13 protein-coding genes are annotated in these 12,701 nt (G+C 56.7%); 2 read left to right on the top strand and 11 right to left on the bottom strand.

Going from position 1 to position 12,701, the window contains the following annotated elements; translation table 11 throughout:
• A complete protein-coding gene (locus L1P08_RS03800; RefSeq protein ID WP_303618676.1) occupies window positions 1–573 on the bottom strand; it encodes a TRAP transporter small permease subunit in 573 nt (190 codons plus the stop codon).
• 77 nt (window positions 574–650) lie between these two features.
• Window positions 651–1,676, bottom strand: a complete 1,026-nt coding sequence (locus tag L1P08_RS03805; RefSeq protein ID WP_303618677.1) for a TRAP transporter substrate-binding protein — start codon at window positions 1,674–1,676, stop codon at window positions 651–653.
• 296 nt (window positions 1,677–1,972) lie between these two features.
• On the opposite strand from L1P08_RS03805, the gene L1P08_RS03810 reads away from it, so the two are divergent.
• Window positions 1,973–2,689 carry a FadR/GntR family transcriptional regulator gene (locus L1P08_RS03810; protein WP_303618678.1) on the top strand — a complete coding sequence of 239 codons (717 nt, stop codon included), beginning with the start codon at window positions 1,973–1,975 and terminating at the stop codon, window positions 2,687–2,689.
• A gap of 66 nt (window positions 2,690–2,755) precedes the next feature.
• Here L1P08_RS03810 and L1P08_RS03815 read toward each other — a convergent pair whose 3' ends face one another.
• The 4 genes from L1P08_RS03815 to L1P08_RS03830 are packed head-to-tail and all read right to left on the bottom strand — an operon-like array spanning window position 2,756 to window position 7,124.
• Window positions 2,756–3,595, bottom strand: coding sequence for an N-acyl homoserine lactonase family protein (locus L1P08_RS03815; RefSeq protein WP_303618679.1), 840 nt, complete (start codon window positions 3,593–3,595; stop codon window positions 2,756–2,758).
• A gap of 14 nt (window positions 3,596–3,609) precedes the next feature.
• Complete coding sequence (locus tag L1P08_RS03820) at window positions 3,610–4,605, bottom strand: ABC transporter permease (protein ID WP_303618680.1); 996 nt, start codon at window positions 4,603–4,605, stop codon at window positions 3,610–3,612.
• A gap of 9 nt (window positions 4,606–4,614) precedes the next feature.
• Window positions 4,615–6,162: a sugar ABC transporter ATP-binding protein gene (locus tag L1P08_RS03825; RefSeq protein WP_303618681.1), complete on the bottom strand. Its 1,548-nt coding sequence runs from the start codon at window positions 6,160–6,162 to the stop codon at window positions 4,615–4,617.
• A gap of 17 nt (window positions 6,163–6,179) precedes the next feature.
• Window positions 6,180–7,124: a sugar ABC transporter substrate-binding protein gene (locus L1P08_RS03830; RefSeq protein WP_303618682.1), complete on the bottom strand. Its 945-nt coding sequence runs from the start codon at window positions 7,122–7,124 to the stop codon at window positions 6,180–6,182.
• A gap of 180 nt (window positions 7,125–7,304) precedes the next feature.
• Between L1P08_RS03830 and L1P08_RS03835 the strand changes: the two genes are divergently transcribed.
• On the top strand, window positions 7,305–8,321 hold the full coding sequence (locus L1P08_RS03835; RefSeq protein ID WP_303618683.1) for a LacI family DNA-binding transcriptional regulator: 1,017 nt from the start codon (window positions 7,305–7,307) through the stop codon (window positions 8,319–8,321).
• A gap of 19 nt (window positions 8,322–8,340) precedes the next feature.
• Here the strand turns inward: L1P08_RS03835 and L1P08_RS03840 are convergent, their stop codons facing one another.
• From L1P08_RS03840 to L1P08_RS03860, 5 genes are all read right to left on the bottom strand, one after another.
• Window positions 8,341–9,000, bottom strand: a complete 660-nt coding sequence (locus L1P08_RS03840; protein ID WP_303618684.1) for a helix-turn-helix domain-containing protein — start codon at window positions 8,998–9,000, stop codon at window positions 8,341–8,343.
• 47 nt (window positions 9,001–9,047) lie between these two features.
• Window positions 9,048–9,677, bottom strand: a complete 630-nt coding sequence (locus tag L1P08_RS03845) for a cysteine hydrolase family protein (protein ID WP_303618685.1) — start codon at window positions 9,675–9,677, stop codon at window positions 9,048–9,050.
• 25 nt (window positions 9,678–9,702) lie between these two features.
• Window positions 9,703–10,977 (bottom strand): TRAP transporter large permease, encoded by a 1,275-nt coding sequence (locus L1P08_RS03850; protein ID WP_303618686.1) that lies wholly within the window; start codon window positions 10,975–10,977, stop codon window positions 9,703–9,705.
• Window positions 10,977–11,534: a TRAP transporter small permease gene (locus L1P08_RS03855; RefSeq protein ID WP_303618687.1), complete on the bottom strand. Its 558-nt coding sequence runs from the start codon at window positions 11,532–11,534 to the stop codon at window positions 10,977–10,979. The genes L1P08_RS03850 and L1P08_RS03855 overlap by 1 nt, the downstream gene beginning before the upstream one ends.
• A 65-nt stretch (window positions 11,535–11,599) precedes the next feature.
• On the bottom strand, window positions 11,600–12,625 hold the full coding sequence (locus tag L1P08_RS03860) for a TRAP transporter substrate-binding protein (protein WP_303618688.1): 1,026 nt from the start codon (window positions 12,623–12,625) through the stop codon (window positions 11,600–11,602).
• Between the last annotated feature and the right edge of the window lie 76 nt (window positions 12,626–12,701).

The following is a 12,701-nucleotide window of genomic DNA, read 5'->3' on the forward strand; positions in this document are numbered from 1 at the left end:
CTATTTCTCCCCGGCTGCGACGCCGGATACATCGCGCCGGATAGCGGCGACCAGATGCAGCGCGGTCTGTATGAACATCAACGACACACATATGAGAATTGTAATTTTCAATAGTGCGGGGGTTGGCGGATTCCATGCGGTGCCCGTGCCCTCAAGGTGAATTTCACCAAGCGGATTATGGGTTGCCTTCCATGCCATGACCCATCCAGCGTAGCCAAGGCCGGCAAAGAAACACATTGCCACAATCGAATTGAAAATATCGAGCCAGCGCTTCGCCCTGGGTGACACGGTGTCATAGAACATGCGCACGCGAATGTGCTTGTCCCGCGCGAGCGCTACGGGGCCACCAATCAGGAAAATGGCGGCAATCAGAAACGTGGTTGTCTCGTGCGCCCAGAATGTGGGGCTGTCAAAGACGTAACGCGAAATCACCTCAAATACGCTGACGAGGAAAGCCACGAAAATAGCCCATGCGAGTATTTTGGTTGAATTGGCTATCCATCTGTCCAGCCGAGACCGCACCTCATGGCCGTCGCCTTCGGTAATTGCGGCAATATCTATCTTGTCGTTCATCTGCCCTGCCCCTTCAGATACAACTGCGCCCGGCGATCATGTGTGCCGGGCGCAGCAACTCAAACCGTTATTTCAACCTACAGCAGATTGCGGCTGGTGAGATAGGCGGTAACTGTATCGTAGTAGCGCTGGGTCATTTCCGTGCGACCGGCCCAGTTCTGCCATTCATCCTTGGCGATGCGACGGAATTTCGCGCGTTCATCGCCAGACCAGTTGATGATCTCGATATCAGGATTGGCTTTGGCTTCGATCACCGCTTCCGCATCAAGCTTGCGCACCGAATAGACGTGCTGGAAGATAAACTTGTCGACAGAAGCCTCAAGGATTGCCTGCAGATCAGCCGGCAGACCGTCCCAGACTTCCTTGTTGATCGAAATATCGATCATGGGCAGCGAATGGAAACCCGGATAGAGCGGGTAATTGGCAATGTCGTTCATGCCCAGGGCCTGGTTGGTGGCGAATACGGTGTTATCCGCAGCGTCCACAACGCCCTTGTCGAGTGCCGAAAAGATTTCCGAGCCCGGCAGAGCCACAGGGCTTGCACCGGCTTTCTGGAAAATCTCGTAGACCATGCCTTCAGGTGCGCGCAGCTTGACGCCCTTCAGATCTTCAACAGTGCGGATGGGCACACCGGATACGAAAGCTTCAGGCTCGGTTGCCGCAGCACCGATAAAGTGTACGCCATAAGGTTCGACCAGTTCGGAATAGAGCTCATCGCCGCCACCGGATTGCATGAACCCGAGGAATTCGAACGGATCGCTCCATGCGCCCACGAGGTTGCCCATCATGGCAAACGCCGGATCCTTGCCAGCAAAATAGCTCGGATCGGTCAGGTGGCCCTGCAGAATGCCGGCGCCAACCGCTTCAAGCGTATCGGTGTGCGGGACGACCGCACCAATTGGCAGAATCTGGATTTCGATGCGGCCACCGGATAATACGCCGACATCTTCAGCCCATTTGGTCTTGTTGACAAATCCTGGCTCACCAGCTGTCTCAGACGTCTGGAAGGTCCAGTTGTAATCGGCGGCAAGCGCCACGCTGGACATGGCGGCAACCGATACGGCGATCGCAGCGGCTCCCATCAACTTTTTCAGTGTGCTCATTCTCACTCCCCATAGAAATACTGATGCTGAAATCTGTTTCAGCTGCGTTTGAATTGCATCAGCCGAACCAAATCTGCGGCTATGTAGGCATGGTTTGCCGCTTGCGATCAATATACGAAATGCGTTCGGGCAAACTCATTCCCAGGTATTTGTAGGACCAGTTGGGGAGTTTTTCCAAAAAACTTCCGAAAATTCGGTGGTTTACGCTAGTTAAGACGTGCCAGCTTGCCTAAACTGGTCCCACAAAAATATTTTGCCACCCGGTTCAAATAGCCCGCCAGTGGGAGCAATTTCAGATGAAGCAAGAGAGCCCGACAGCCCAAAAGATACACAAGGGTAGTCCCTCCGCTGTCGATGACCTCGTTATCCATATTCGCGCAATGATCGAGACAAACCGTCTGGGCGTTGGCGACACCCTTCCCTCGGAACGCGAATTGTGCGAACAGTTTTCGACCAGCCGCAATACCGTGCGCGAGGCCATGCGGATACTCAAGGCCTATGGTGTTGTGGAGGTCCGCCCCAAGGTGGGTGCTACCATTATTGATAACCGGATGGCGCGGGCGCTGGATCTGTTTTCGTTCAATACGATTGAAATTTCACGCAAGACCTTTTCCGATATCCAGGGCTTTCGCTGCATGATCGAGGTGGATTCAGCCGAGCGGATTTTTAACAATCTCCAGCCTGACGACCTCGCTGATCTGCATGAGATCAACAACACCATGGCGGATGCGCCTTCCAAGAGCGCCGCTTCGGACGCGGACTATGCTTTTCATACGCGCCTCATTCAAATTCTCGACAATGAGGCCATTCTTGAAATCTACCGCATCATGAAGCCGGTCATTATCGGGATTATGGAGAAGGGAAAGTCCCGGCAGGACTTCAAGACCTTCACCTTCCAGCAGCACCTGCACGTGATTGAAGCGCTCAAGGCGCGGGACCGGATTACCTATCAATACGCGCTGCAATTTCACCTAAATCTAGGCTTTAACACGTTTGTGCCGGATGAGACCTGAGGCCACCGCATGAGGCGGTTGCGCGCTGCACCGCCTCACTTGCTTGGTATGGCAAACCGTTTGGCGCTAATGCGCCCGGACGATCTTGAACCCATCCACATCATGCACGAGCGGCAGGTTCTCCCAGCGGTCCTTGTCATGCAGAATAATGAGTTTGCTCATATCACCGTCCACCACATCATTGATGCGGTCGATGGTCTTGAGCTGGTCCCAGACGCTGCCAATGGCATTGTTCAAGGGCACGTAGACGCCGTTGTGATTGTGGCCGGTAATATTGGTGGCCGAATAAACGCAATCGCCGGAAACCACGATATCGCCGCGGGCACATTCCAGAACGATGAATTGCTGGCCGATTGTGTGGCCCGGCCCGAAGCGGGCATGGACACCGGGCAGGACATTGTTCTTGTCACCATCCAGCAAGGTCACCCGGTGCTGCACGGAGGCATCGAAAATGTTCCGCAAATCGTCGGGGTTGATGATGTCGGTCAGGTAGCCGAACTGCGGCGGCAGCGCCATGGCTTCATGCCATGACAGCAGTTCGGCCTTCTGAATGAATATCCGGGCATTGGGGAATTTGTGCACTGAGCCTGCGTGATCAAAATGGGCATGGCTGAGCAGGATATCGGTGATATCCTCGGGCTGCACATCAAGCTCGGCAAGCAGGCGCACCGGCGATATCCATTCGGGCACACCGAACCGTTCACTCATTTCAGCGCCGATCCCCTCCCGCATGAAGCCGGTGTCGATCAGGATGTTGCGTGTGCCGTTGCGCGCAAACACAAAGGCGAAGGGCGTGTCCATCACCCCTTCGTCGTGGGTGCCGTTCACCAGGGCGGCAATGGGTTGATCCTTTGCCCGGGCATATTCGAGCACATAGATTTCCCAGTTCCGGTTTTCTTCAGACATGACTGTTCCTTCCCTTAGCTCTCGGCGATTGTCCGGCCGAGGCTGGAGAGCCCGACAGCGACAATGAGAATGGCACCCTGGAATACATATTGGGAGAATGTGGGCGCACCGAAAATGTTGAGGCCGTTGAAGCCGAATGCGATGATCAGCGCGCCAACGAAGGTCCCCATAACGTGGAATTCGCCATCGCGCAGGGTCGCAGACCCCAGAAATACCGCAGCGAACGCAGTCAGCAGATAGCTGTCGGCCGCGCTTGTCGTGCCGCTGCCGAGGCGTGATGCCAGCAATATGCCGGTCAGGGCCGCACACATGCCGGAAATGACAAAGCCAAGTGTCTTGACCTTGGCCACATCAATCCCTGCCAAGCGCGCCGCTGCCGGGTTGCCGCCCACGGCCTGCACTTCCTGGCCGATCGCTGTGCGCTCGACCAGCAGCCAGAGCGCGCCGAGAACCAGCACCATGATAATGATATTGTTGGGAATGCCGAACAGCCAACGGCCAAGGGAGATTTGCAGGAAGGCCTCGGGCACACCGGAAACGATTGGCACCCCAGAGGAATAGGCGAATGCCAACCCAGTGAGGATGGTGCCCACGCCAAGGGTTGCGATGACGGAATTGACCTTCATGCGCGTGACGATAAAGCCGTTGACCAAACCGATCAGGGCACCTGCGGCGATGACAATGGCAATGGCCACGGGGATTGGCAGTTTGTTCGACACAATCAGCCCGGTCACGAGCACACCGTGCAGACTGGCGGCAAAACCGATAGACAGGTCGAGTTCACCCACGATGACGGCCAGTGTGAGGCCACCGGCAATGATCATGGCCAGTGAGGCCTGATTCAGCACATTGGTGAAATTGGACAGGGTTGGAAACGCCTTGGGCGACAGAAGCGAAAAGGCGATAATCATCACCGCCAACCCCAAAATGGTGGCGTAGCGCGCAAAAATACCCAGTGCGTTGCGGGCATTGGGCGACAAGCGCCTTGAGGATGCAGAACTCTGGCTCATTTTATAATCCTAACTCTTCTCATGGGCGACATAGCTCGCTTCCACAATCGCATTGCGCGAAATTGCATCACCCTGCAGTTCTTTAACGATGCGGCCATCAGCCATGACCAAAACCCTGTCGGACAGATCCGGCAATTCATCCGGTTCCGATGAAATCACAATCACCGCCATGCCCTTCCGGGCCAATTCCCGGACCAGGTGATGGATTTCGGCGCGCGCGCCAATATCCACGCCACGGGTGGGTTCATCGAGTATGAGCACTTTCGGCTGCCGTAGCAGCCAGCGGCCGATGACCACCTTTTGCTGGTTGCCGCCACTCAAACGCCCAACAGGTGTTTCAATGCTCTGGGTCTTGATGGACAGGTCTTTGACGATTTCGGTGACGGCGCTGTCGCGCCGGCGATAGTCGATGAACGGGAAAACCGGACTGACGACAATATCGTTGAGATTTGAAATCTGGGCATTGAAGGCGACGCTTTTGCTTAGCACCAGACCATCGGCCCGCCGTTCCTCTGGCACGAAACCAAGGCCGGCCTTTACCGCCGCCGTTGGCGATTTGGGCGCATAGGGCGCGCCCTGCAACGTCATTGTGCCCCCATCCGGCCGGTCAGCACCATAAATAAGCCGCGCCAGCTCGCTGCGCCCGGCCCCCACAAGACCGCCAATGCCCAGCACCTCGCCTTCATGCAGATCAAAGCTGACATCATTGACCATGGGCGCCCGCGACAGGTGGGAGACCGTTAAAGCCACCCTGCCCGTCAGCACCGCCGGATCTTTTGTGGCTGCGCGTTCAACAGCGCCGCCGACAATCGCTTCAACCAGGTTGTCGCGGGTCAAATCGGCACGGGTAATATCGGCCACAGATTGCCCGTCGCGAAACACGGTTACGCGGTCACACAGGCGTTCGATTTCGTCGAGCCGGTGCGACACATAGAGCACAGCCACCCCGGAGGCGGACAGATCCTCCACGATGGCGAACAGCTTTTCCGCCTCACTGCCCGACAGCGATGCTGTCGGCTCGTCCATAACAATCAAACGGGCTTTGCGCACAAGAGCCCGGCAGATATTGATCAACCAGTTTTCCGCTGTCGACAGCCCTTTGACATTGGCATTGAGAGACGCCCTGATGCCGACACGTTCAGCAATCGGGCGAACGTCCTTTTCAATGGCGGCCCAGTCGATCATGCCGAAGCGCGACTTTTTGGGAATGCCCAGCATGATATTCTCGAGCACCGTCATGCCGGGAATGAAAGCCAGTTCCTGATGAATGAAATTCATGCCGAGGTCGGCGGCGGCGTGGGGCGAGTTAAGGGCGACGGTGTTCCCATCCACCTCCACCTGCCCGCCATCAGGCTGCACAAGACCGGCAAGAACCTTGATCAGCGTTGATTTGCCGGCGCCATTGGCACCGACAAGGCCCAAAACCTCACCCGGCCCAATTTCCAGAGACACGCCCTTGAGCGCCTGCGCGCCGCCATAGGATTTGGTTATACCGGTTGCACGCACCAATGGGGACGAATGAACCGTCCCCATTTCCATCGTTTTTTCTACCATCATCCGAATGTCTTTCGGGCCTATTGGCCGAGAGCGTCTGGGTGGGCCGTTACAAATTCTTCCACCGTATCGGCGGTTACCAGAATGGCAGGCACTTCCCTGGCGACCGGCACCCAGGCGTCACCCGCTTCGATGATTTCGGGCAGAAGCTTTACCATGTCGTAGCCTTCAGTATAGCTGTCTTCCCAGGCTGTGCCATCCATATGGCCATTGCGGATATTTTCAATCGCCTGCGCATTGCCGTTGACGCCATAGACTTTCACGTCATCACGGGCCTGCTGACGCAGGGAACCGATGGCACCAATGGCGGGGTCATCCCAGCAACCCCAAATGGCGAGATTTTCGCTGTTGGCGGGGTGCGAGGCGAGCCAGGCATTGGCATATTGCGCGCCGTCCTCGAAATATCCGGGAATGCGCACTTCATTCTTGGTTACAGTAATATCGGGATATTCGGCGACCATTTCATCGAGCACGACTTCTCGGTTACGGCAGACTTCGCCTGTACGGTATGTCAGGGCGAGAATGCTGCCGCTACCGTCCATCGCATCGAGCATCATCTCGACAACGGGTTCTGCCATCGGGCCACCCGAACCATTGGTTGCAGCAACCGTGCTGCCGATACCGCCACCCCAGGTCACGACGGGCACATTTGCATCACCAGCGGCCGCGAGGCCTGCACCAATGGAGGTGTAAGGGAAAACCATGTCGATCACCGCCGCTGCGCCGCGCTGAACGAAATTCTGAATACCGGCATTGGCCTGATCAGCGCTGCCCGCCGCATCAATCACGGAAACTTCCCAGCCAATTTCCTTGGCTGCAGCTTCGGCACCCTGGATATAACGCGCGTTGTTCGCTTCGTTGGCAGAGATTGAGACGATGCCGATCAGCTTGCTCTCCTGAGCGGTGACAATGCTTGTAGACAAGGCAAGTGTAATGGCCAGCAGGCCGAGCGAAGCAGCTTTCATGATTTTCTCCCTTTTGACATTCCGGCCAGAGCGCAACTTCGCTGTTGCAAAACCTAACCGTTTCGCTAACATTGCCTAACATGTTACATCGTGCAAGCAAAAAATCCGGAAATAAATGGATTTTTAAGCGGTAGATGCGAGATTATATAGAGCTAAACGTTTAGCTACTGGAGTGAATTTATGGCGAATATCAAGGACGTAGCCAAGGAGGCGGGCGTATCGACAGCAACCGTTTCGGCCGTCGTCAATGACACAAGCTTTGTCAGCCCTGCCCTTCGGGCGCGGGTGCAGGCTGCCATCGACAAACTCGGCTATGTTCCCTCGCAGGTTGCGCGAAACCTCAAACGCGGCAGCAGCAAGCTTATCGCCCTTGTTGTCGCGGATCTGTCGAACCCTTTTTATGCCCGCATCGTTTGCGCCGCTGAGGCTGCGGCAGCGGCCTGGGGCTATTGTCTTGTGGTCTTCAACAGTGATGAAAAGCCTGAAGTTGAAAAGCGCATTCTGGGACGCATCCGGACCCTTTCGTGTGACGGCATGATTATTGCGCCAGTCGGCGGGCCGGCCCAATACGCCCCCTCAGAGATGAAGGGGTTGCCGCCTACCGTCATGTTTGGCCGCACCACGGGCCATGATGCATTCGATGTGGTAACCCTCGACAATATTGAGGCCTCACGGCAGGTCACCAGCTATCTGCTTGATCTCGGTCATCGCAGAATCGGCACAATCACTGGCCCCTTGCATCTCAGCACCGGCCGGGATCGTCATGCCGGCATGCTTGCCGCCATGACCGAGCGCGGCCTTTCGCCCGACCCCAATCACGTACGCAGCGGCGAATTTCGCGAAGATACGGCCTATTCCGTTGCGCGGGATATGCTGTCCCAGCCCGCGCCGCCATCAGCGCTTTATATTGCGAATGGTGTGATGGCGCTGGGTGTGATGCGTGCCCTTGCCGATATGGGCCTCAAATGTCCGGCTGACATATCCATTGCCTCAACAGATACCATTCCCGGCTTTGGCGGCCTGCGCCCCAGACTGACCCGGGCTGAACATCCGGCAACCGAGATGACCAATGAGGCCCTGCGCCTGCTGGTGGACCGTATTACCCGCGAACCAAATGCAAAGCAGCGCAATGTGGTTTTCCAGGCCGCGCTGGTGCTGGGCGAGAGTTGTGCGCCATTGACGTTGTCGGTGGAATAGAGACTGCGGTCGACAGCTACTAGAATGTCGGGGGTGTATTGACCCAGATAACCCGGGACACTGTATCGCCCGGGTTGCGGTAGGAATGTGCCAGGTTTGAGCGGAAGAAGAACGAGTCGCCTGCTTCGGCCAGGTAGGTCACCCCCTCGACAGTCAGCTCGACCTGCCCCTCGATCACATATCCCATCTCTTCGCCTTCATGGACCAACCCGTCTTCGCTGCCCCCGCCCGGCTCGATGATGTGCACATTGCCCTGCAACAGATAGCCCGTAGAATACGGCACAAGCCGTTCCAGCAAGATCCCGGTACCCCGCCGTAACTGATCGGTTTCGATCATTGGCCGGTCACTGGCCTTTGTGACGATGGCCACTTCATCATCGCCGGAGAACAATTCTGAAAGATTAGTGTCCAGTGCGGCACAGATCCGATGCAGCATTGTGATCGAGGGATTGGCTTTCTGCCCCTCGATTTTTGACAGGGCGCTGACGGAGCACCCCACCTTTTCGGCCAATTCCTTGAGGCTGAGTTCACGCAGCAGGCGCGCATGCCGGATCTTGCCACCGATGCGGACATCGCCTGGCAGCCCTGCTGATTTCAACGAAGCAGCCGGAATCGATGGCCCTGCCTTGCGCGCTGCGCTCGCTGCCGATCTGACAGCAGGCCGACGTTGCCGCGTCATGGTTCGAACTCCACAAATTGCCCTTTTCCGGCCCTGGCAGCGTTGTCCTACTCTGGCCTTACGGCCTCCAGAGCGTCCTGTGCGGTCATGGTCCATCCAAACGCGGTACGGATACAGGCAAGCGCCGCATCGTGCAAGTTGGTGCCGTCCATGGTGTCAACGCAATCTGTGACCACGATAGAGGCGAAATCGCGCACGCAGGCCGAGACCGCGGTGGCCAGCACACAACTATTGGTGTTGACGCCGGTGATCAGCAAGGTGTTGATCCGGTTCTTGTTGAGGCAGAACTCGAGTTCGGAACCGATAAAACAGTCGTAACGGCGCTTGGAATCGATCACCCAGTCGCGGGGGTCGAGCAGCTCGGGCATCACTTCGACGCCGGGCATGCCCACGAGATTATGGCGCAACACGTTTTTACGGGAAGCTGTGGGGTTATCCGCTCTCGTCCGCCAAAACGGATTAGAACTGATCTCGTCGACCGATCGATACATTGTCAGCAAATGAATGACGGGAATATCGAGCGCGCGGGCTTGTTCAAACAACACCCGGTTGGCCTCGATCACCGGGCCGCAACGTTCTTCGGCCAACGGCATGGTCGCGACGGCAGGATCGAGATGACCACGATGCAGGTCAATTGCGACAATTGCCGGGCGGATTTCTTCGACACCAAAATTCATCTTCGTGTTCTCCTTGGTCTTTTGGTCAGCGCGCCAGCTCAGGCAACCACATGACCAATTGCGGAATGTAGGTGATAATCAAGAGGGTCACGATTGCGACGCCTATGAAGGGCAGAACGGCGCGCAGAATTTCGCCATAGCCAATCTTGAAGGTGCTCATGCCGATGAAAATGTTGAGGCCAAAAGGCGGCGTGATCATCCCGATAGCCAGGTTGAAGACAATGATCGCGCCCAGATGGATCGCATCGACGCCAACCGCGACTGCGGCCGGAGCGATGAGCGGGCTGATAACGATGACGGCAGAGTTCGGATCAATAAACATGCCGATGATCAGCACCAGAACATTAATCGCCGCCAGCACCACATAATCGGGCACCTCGCTCATCATCGCGGCCAGCATGGCAGGTACGCGTTCAAGCGTCATGAACCAGGTCATTGTTGACCCTGCAGCAATCAGAATGAGAAGCGTTGCGATGGTGATTGACGAGCCCTGACTGAGGCGAAACAGGCTGCGCAGTTTGAGGCGACGGAACACAATGGTTTCAACCAGCGCCGCATAGACACATGCTGCGGCTGCGGCTTCTGTCGGGGTAAAGACACCACCATATATGCCGCCAAAGATCAGCGCGGGCAGCCCCATGGGGATCAGGCCGCGCCTGAGGGCGAGCAATTGCTCGCGAAACAGCACCTTTTCCGACCGCCCCACCTTGTTCCGGACCGCATAGAGCACACAATAGGCGGACAGGCCCACCACAAAGATTATGCCCGTCGCCAGACCGGTGAGAAAGACCTGCGATACTGATACGGAAACCTGAACCGAATAAAGGATCATCGCCACGCTCGGCGGGATGAGCATTGAGAGGGTTGAAGCGGTCAGAATGAGACCTACCGAGAAGCCCCGGCTATACCCATGCCGCAGCAAGGACGGGTAGACGATGGGGCCAATGGAAACCACAGCGGCAGCGCCGATCCCGGAAATCGCGCCAAACATGGCACAGGTCAGCACAGTGGCGATCGCCAGGCCGCCGGTGATGTGGCCAACCAGGCTCTCCATCAGGCGCACAAGGCGCTCACCGATTTCACCGCGGGAAATGATGTCAGCTGCGTAAACGAACAGCGGCACCGCCAGAATCGAGAAAACATTGACGCCTTCAACAAGACGCTGCGCCAGAACGACGGGCGGCATGGGCGGACCAAAGAACTCAAAGCCAATAACCGTTCCCGTCAAAAGCGCGAGAAAGATCGGCACCGAAGCGATGAGCATGGCGATGGCGCTGAGGATCAGGACAGTCGATGCCATTATACATTACCTTCCTGAACGGCTTCAGCCTGAGTGTTCGTTTGCTGGGGCAGCGAGAAATCGGCGATAACCGGCTGTTTCAACCCGGTTAGTGTGGCGGCGAGGGTTTGCACGAATGCAACGCTCATGAGCCCCATTCCCACCGGCACAGCGAGATAGAACCACCCCCGCGCCAGGGGCAGACTGCTCATGCGCTGGCCGGAACCAAAAATCCGGGTCGTCAGTTCCAGCCCGAGCCAGAAGAAATAGGCACTGATGACCACGCCCAGTACGCTGATGAGGATTTTGAGGGTATTTTGAACCTGAGGTCCGAGAACAAGGGAAAGCACATCGATAGCGATATGCCCTTGTGTTCGCACCAGCAGGTAGGAGCCCAGAAACGTCATCCAGACCATCAGGCAGCGTGCGAGTTCTTCGCCGCCAACGATGGCAATTCCGACGAAATATCGCGCCATTGCATTGATGAACAGGATCAGGGTTATGACCACCAGCATCAACCCGAGCACGAATGCAGCGGTTTTATCGGTCTGCCGCAATGCGACTTCGAGCCAGCGCATGAGGTCTCTCCTTTGATTGGTTGCGCAAGGGGTGGCAGAGACCGCCACCCCTTGCGCCAGGTCTATTATTCGCCTGCAGCGATAGCCGCTTCAGTCGTTTCGAGAATCGCGGCACCGCGATCGCCATTTTCCGACAAGAACAGTTCACGCACAGGCGGCAATGTTGCGTCGCGAAGTGTATTCCGCTGCTCGTCGGTCAGCTCGATAATTTCAACGCCCTGCTCGACAAAGCTAGCCATTGCCTGCTCTTCAATGCGGAGCGTTTCATCGACCACAACCTTTTGTCCTTCAGAAACAGCTGTTGTCAGTTCCTGCTGGCATTCCGGTGTCAAACCGTCCCACCAAGTCTGAGAAACCATGAAAATCTGGTCGAGATTACCGTGATTGGTCATAATCAGGTGTGACTGAACTTCCTGGAACCGCATGGAGAATGTGGTTGGAACCGGATTTTCCTGCGCATCGATCGCGCCGGACTGCAACGCCGAGTAGGTTTCCGCGAACGGCATATCGACCGGCGTCAGGCCGAGGGCTTCCTGCTGCTTGATCAGCACAGCAGAAGGCATCACGCGGGAACGAAGTCCAACATAGTCTTCCGGCTCAACCAGCGGCGCGTTAGCTGTCCACTGCTTATAGCCCGTGTGCCAAACAGCCATGGAATAGACGCCCTGCTCATTGGTGCTGTCGAGCAACTGACGGACTGCATCGGAATTGTGCAAAGCGATGAGCTGATCGAGATCGGTCGGCCAGAAATACGGGAAGTCGAAAAGCCCCATGAGCGGCTGAAAACCGACAAGGAACGACGCTGGCAGCACGACGGCTTCAACTGATCCAAGCTGCATGCCCTCGATGAGATCGGTAGTTTGGCCGAGCTGGCCTGAGGGATATACATTTGCCTCAACAGAGCACGCGTCCGAGGCATTCATATAGTCAGCCACATGGCGGGCGGCAGTGTCACGCGGGTCGCCCTGCGGCACAACATGTGCGATCTTCAGCGTAAAGTCCTGTGCAATGGCGGGTAAGGTCAAGCCGGCAATGCAGGCTGCCGCCGAGATACCGCACAGAACACGCGCAGCAAGAGTGGTGGTCTTCATAGGTAACTCCTTCGTTTTCCTTTGGGTGCCCAGGGCTATGCGCACAAGGCGATAATACTTTTCCGTCGCCCCGTTG

Origin of the sequence: Mariluticola halotolerans (assembly GCF_021611515.1) — a bacterium.
GTDB classification, from domain to species: domain Bacteria; phylum Pseudomonadota; class Alphaproteobacteria; order Rhizobiales; family Devosiaceae; genus Mariluticola; species Mariluticola halotolerans.

Bases quoted from the DNA above. Each gene is read 5' to 3' on its own strand.
- L1P08_RS03820 (WP_303618680.1), bottom strand. From the start codon at position 4,605: ATGAGCCAGAGTTCTGCATCCTCAAGGCGCTTGTCGCCCAATGCCCGC.
- L1P08_RS03805 (WP_303618677.1), bottom strand. From the start codon at position 1,676: ATGAGCACACTGAAAAAGTTGATGGGAGCCGCTGCGATCGCCGTATCG.
- L1P08_RS03845 (WP_303618685.1), bottom strand. From the start codon at position 9,677: ATGAATTTTGGTGTCGAAGAAATCCGCCCGGCAATTGTCGCAATTGAC.
- L1P08_RS03840 (WP_303618684.1), bottom strand. From the start codon at position 9,000: ATGACGCGGCAACGTCGGCCTGCTGTCAGATCGGCAGCGAGCGCAGCG.
- L1P08_RS03815 (WP_303618679.1), bottom strand. From the start codon at position 3,595: ATGTCTGAAGAAAACCGGAACTGGGAAATCTATGTGCTCGAATATGCC.
- L1P08_RS03830 (WP_303618682.1), bottom strand. From the start codon at position 7,124: ATGAAAGCTGCTTCGCTCGGCCTGCTGGCCATTACACTTGCCTTGTCT.
- L1P08_RS03825 (WP_303618681.1), bottom strand. From the start codon at position 6,162: ATGATGGTAGAAAAAACGATGGAAATGGGGACGGTTCATTCGTCCCCA.
- L1P08_RS03860 (WP_303618688.1), bottom strand. From the start codon at position 12,625: ATGAAGACCACCACTCTTGCTGCGCGTGTTCTGTGCGGTATCTCGGCG.
- L1P08_RS03850 (WP_303618686.1), bottom strand. From the start codon at position 10,977: ATGGCATCGACTGTCCTGATCCTCAGCGCCATCGCCATGCTCATCGCT.
- L1P08_RS03800 (WP_303618676.1), bottom strand. From the start codon at position 573: ATGAACGACAAGATAGATATTGCCGCAATTACCGAAGGCGACGGCCAT.
- L1P08_RS03855 (WP_303618687.1), bottom strand. From the start codon at position 11,534: ATGCGCTGGCTCGAAGTCGCATTGCGGCAGACCGATAAAACCGCTGCA.
- L1P08_RS03810 (WP_303618678.1), top strand. From the start codon at position 1,973: ATGAAGCAAGAGAGCCCGACAGCCCAAAAGATACACAAGGGTAGTCCC.
- L1P08_RS03835 (WP_303618683.1), top strand. From the start codon at position 7,305: ATGGCGAATATCAAGGACGTAGCCAAGGAGGCGGGCGTATCGACAGCA.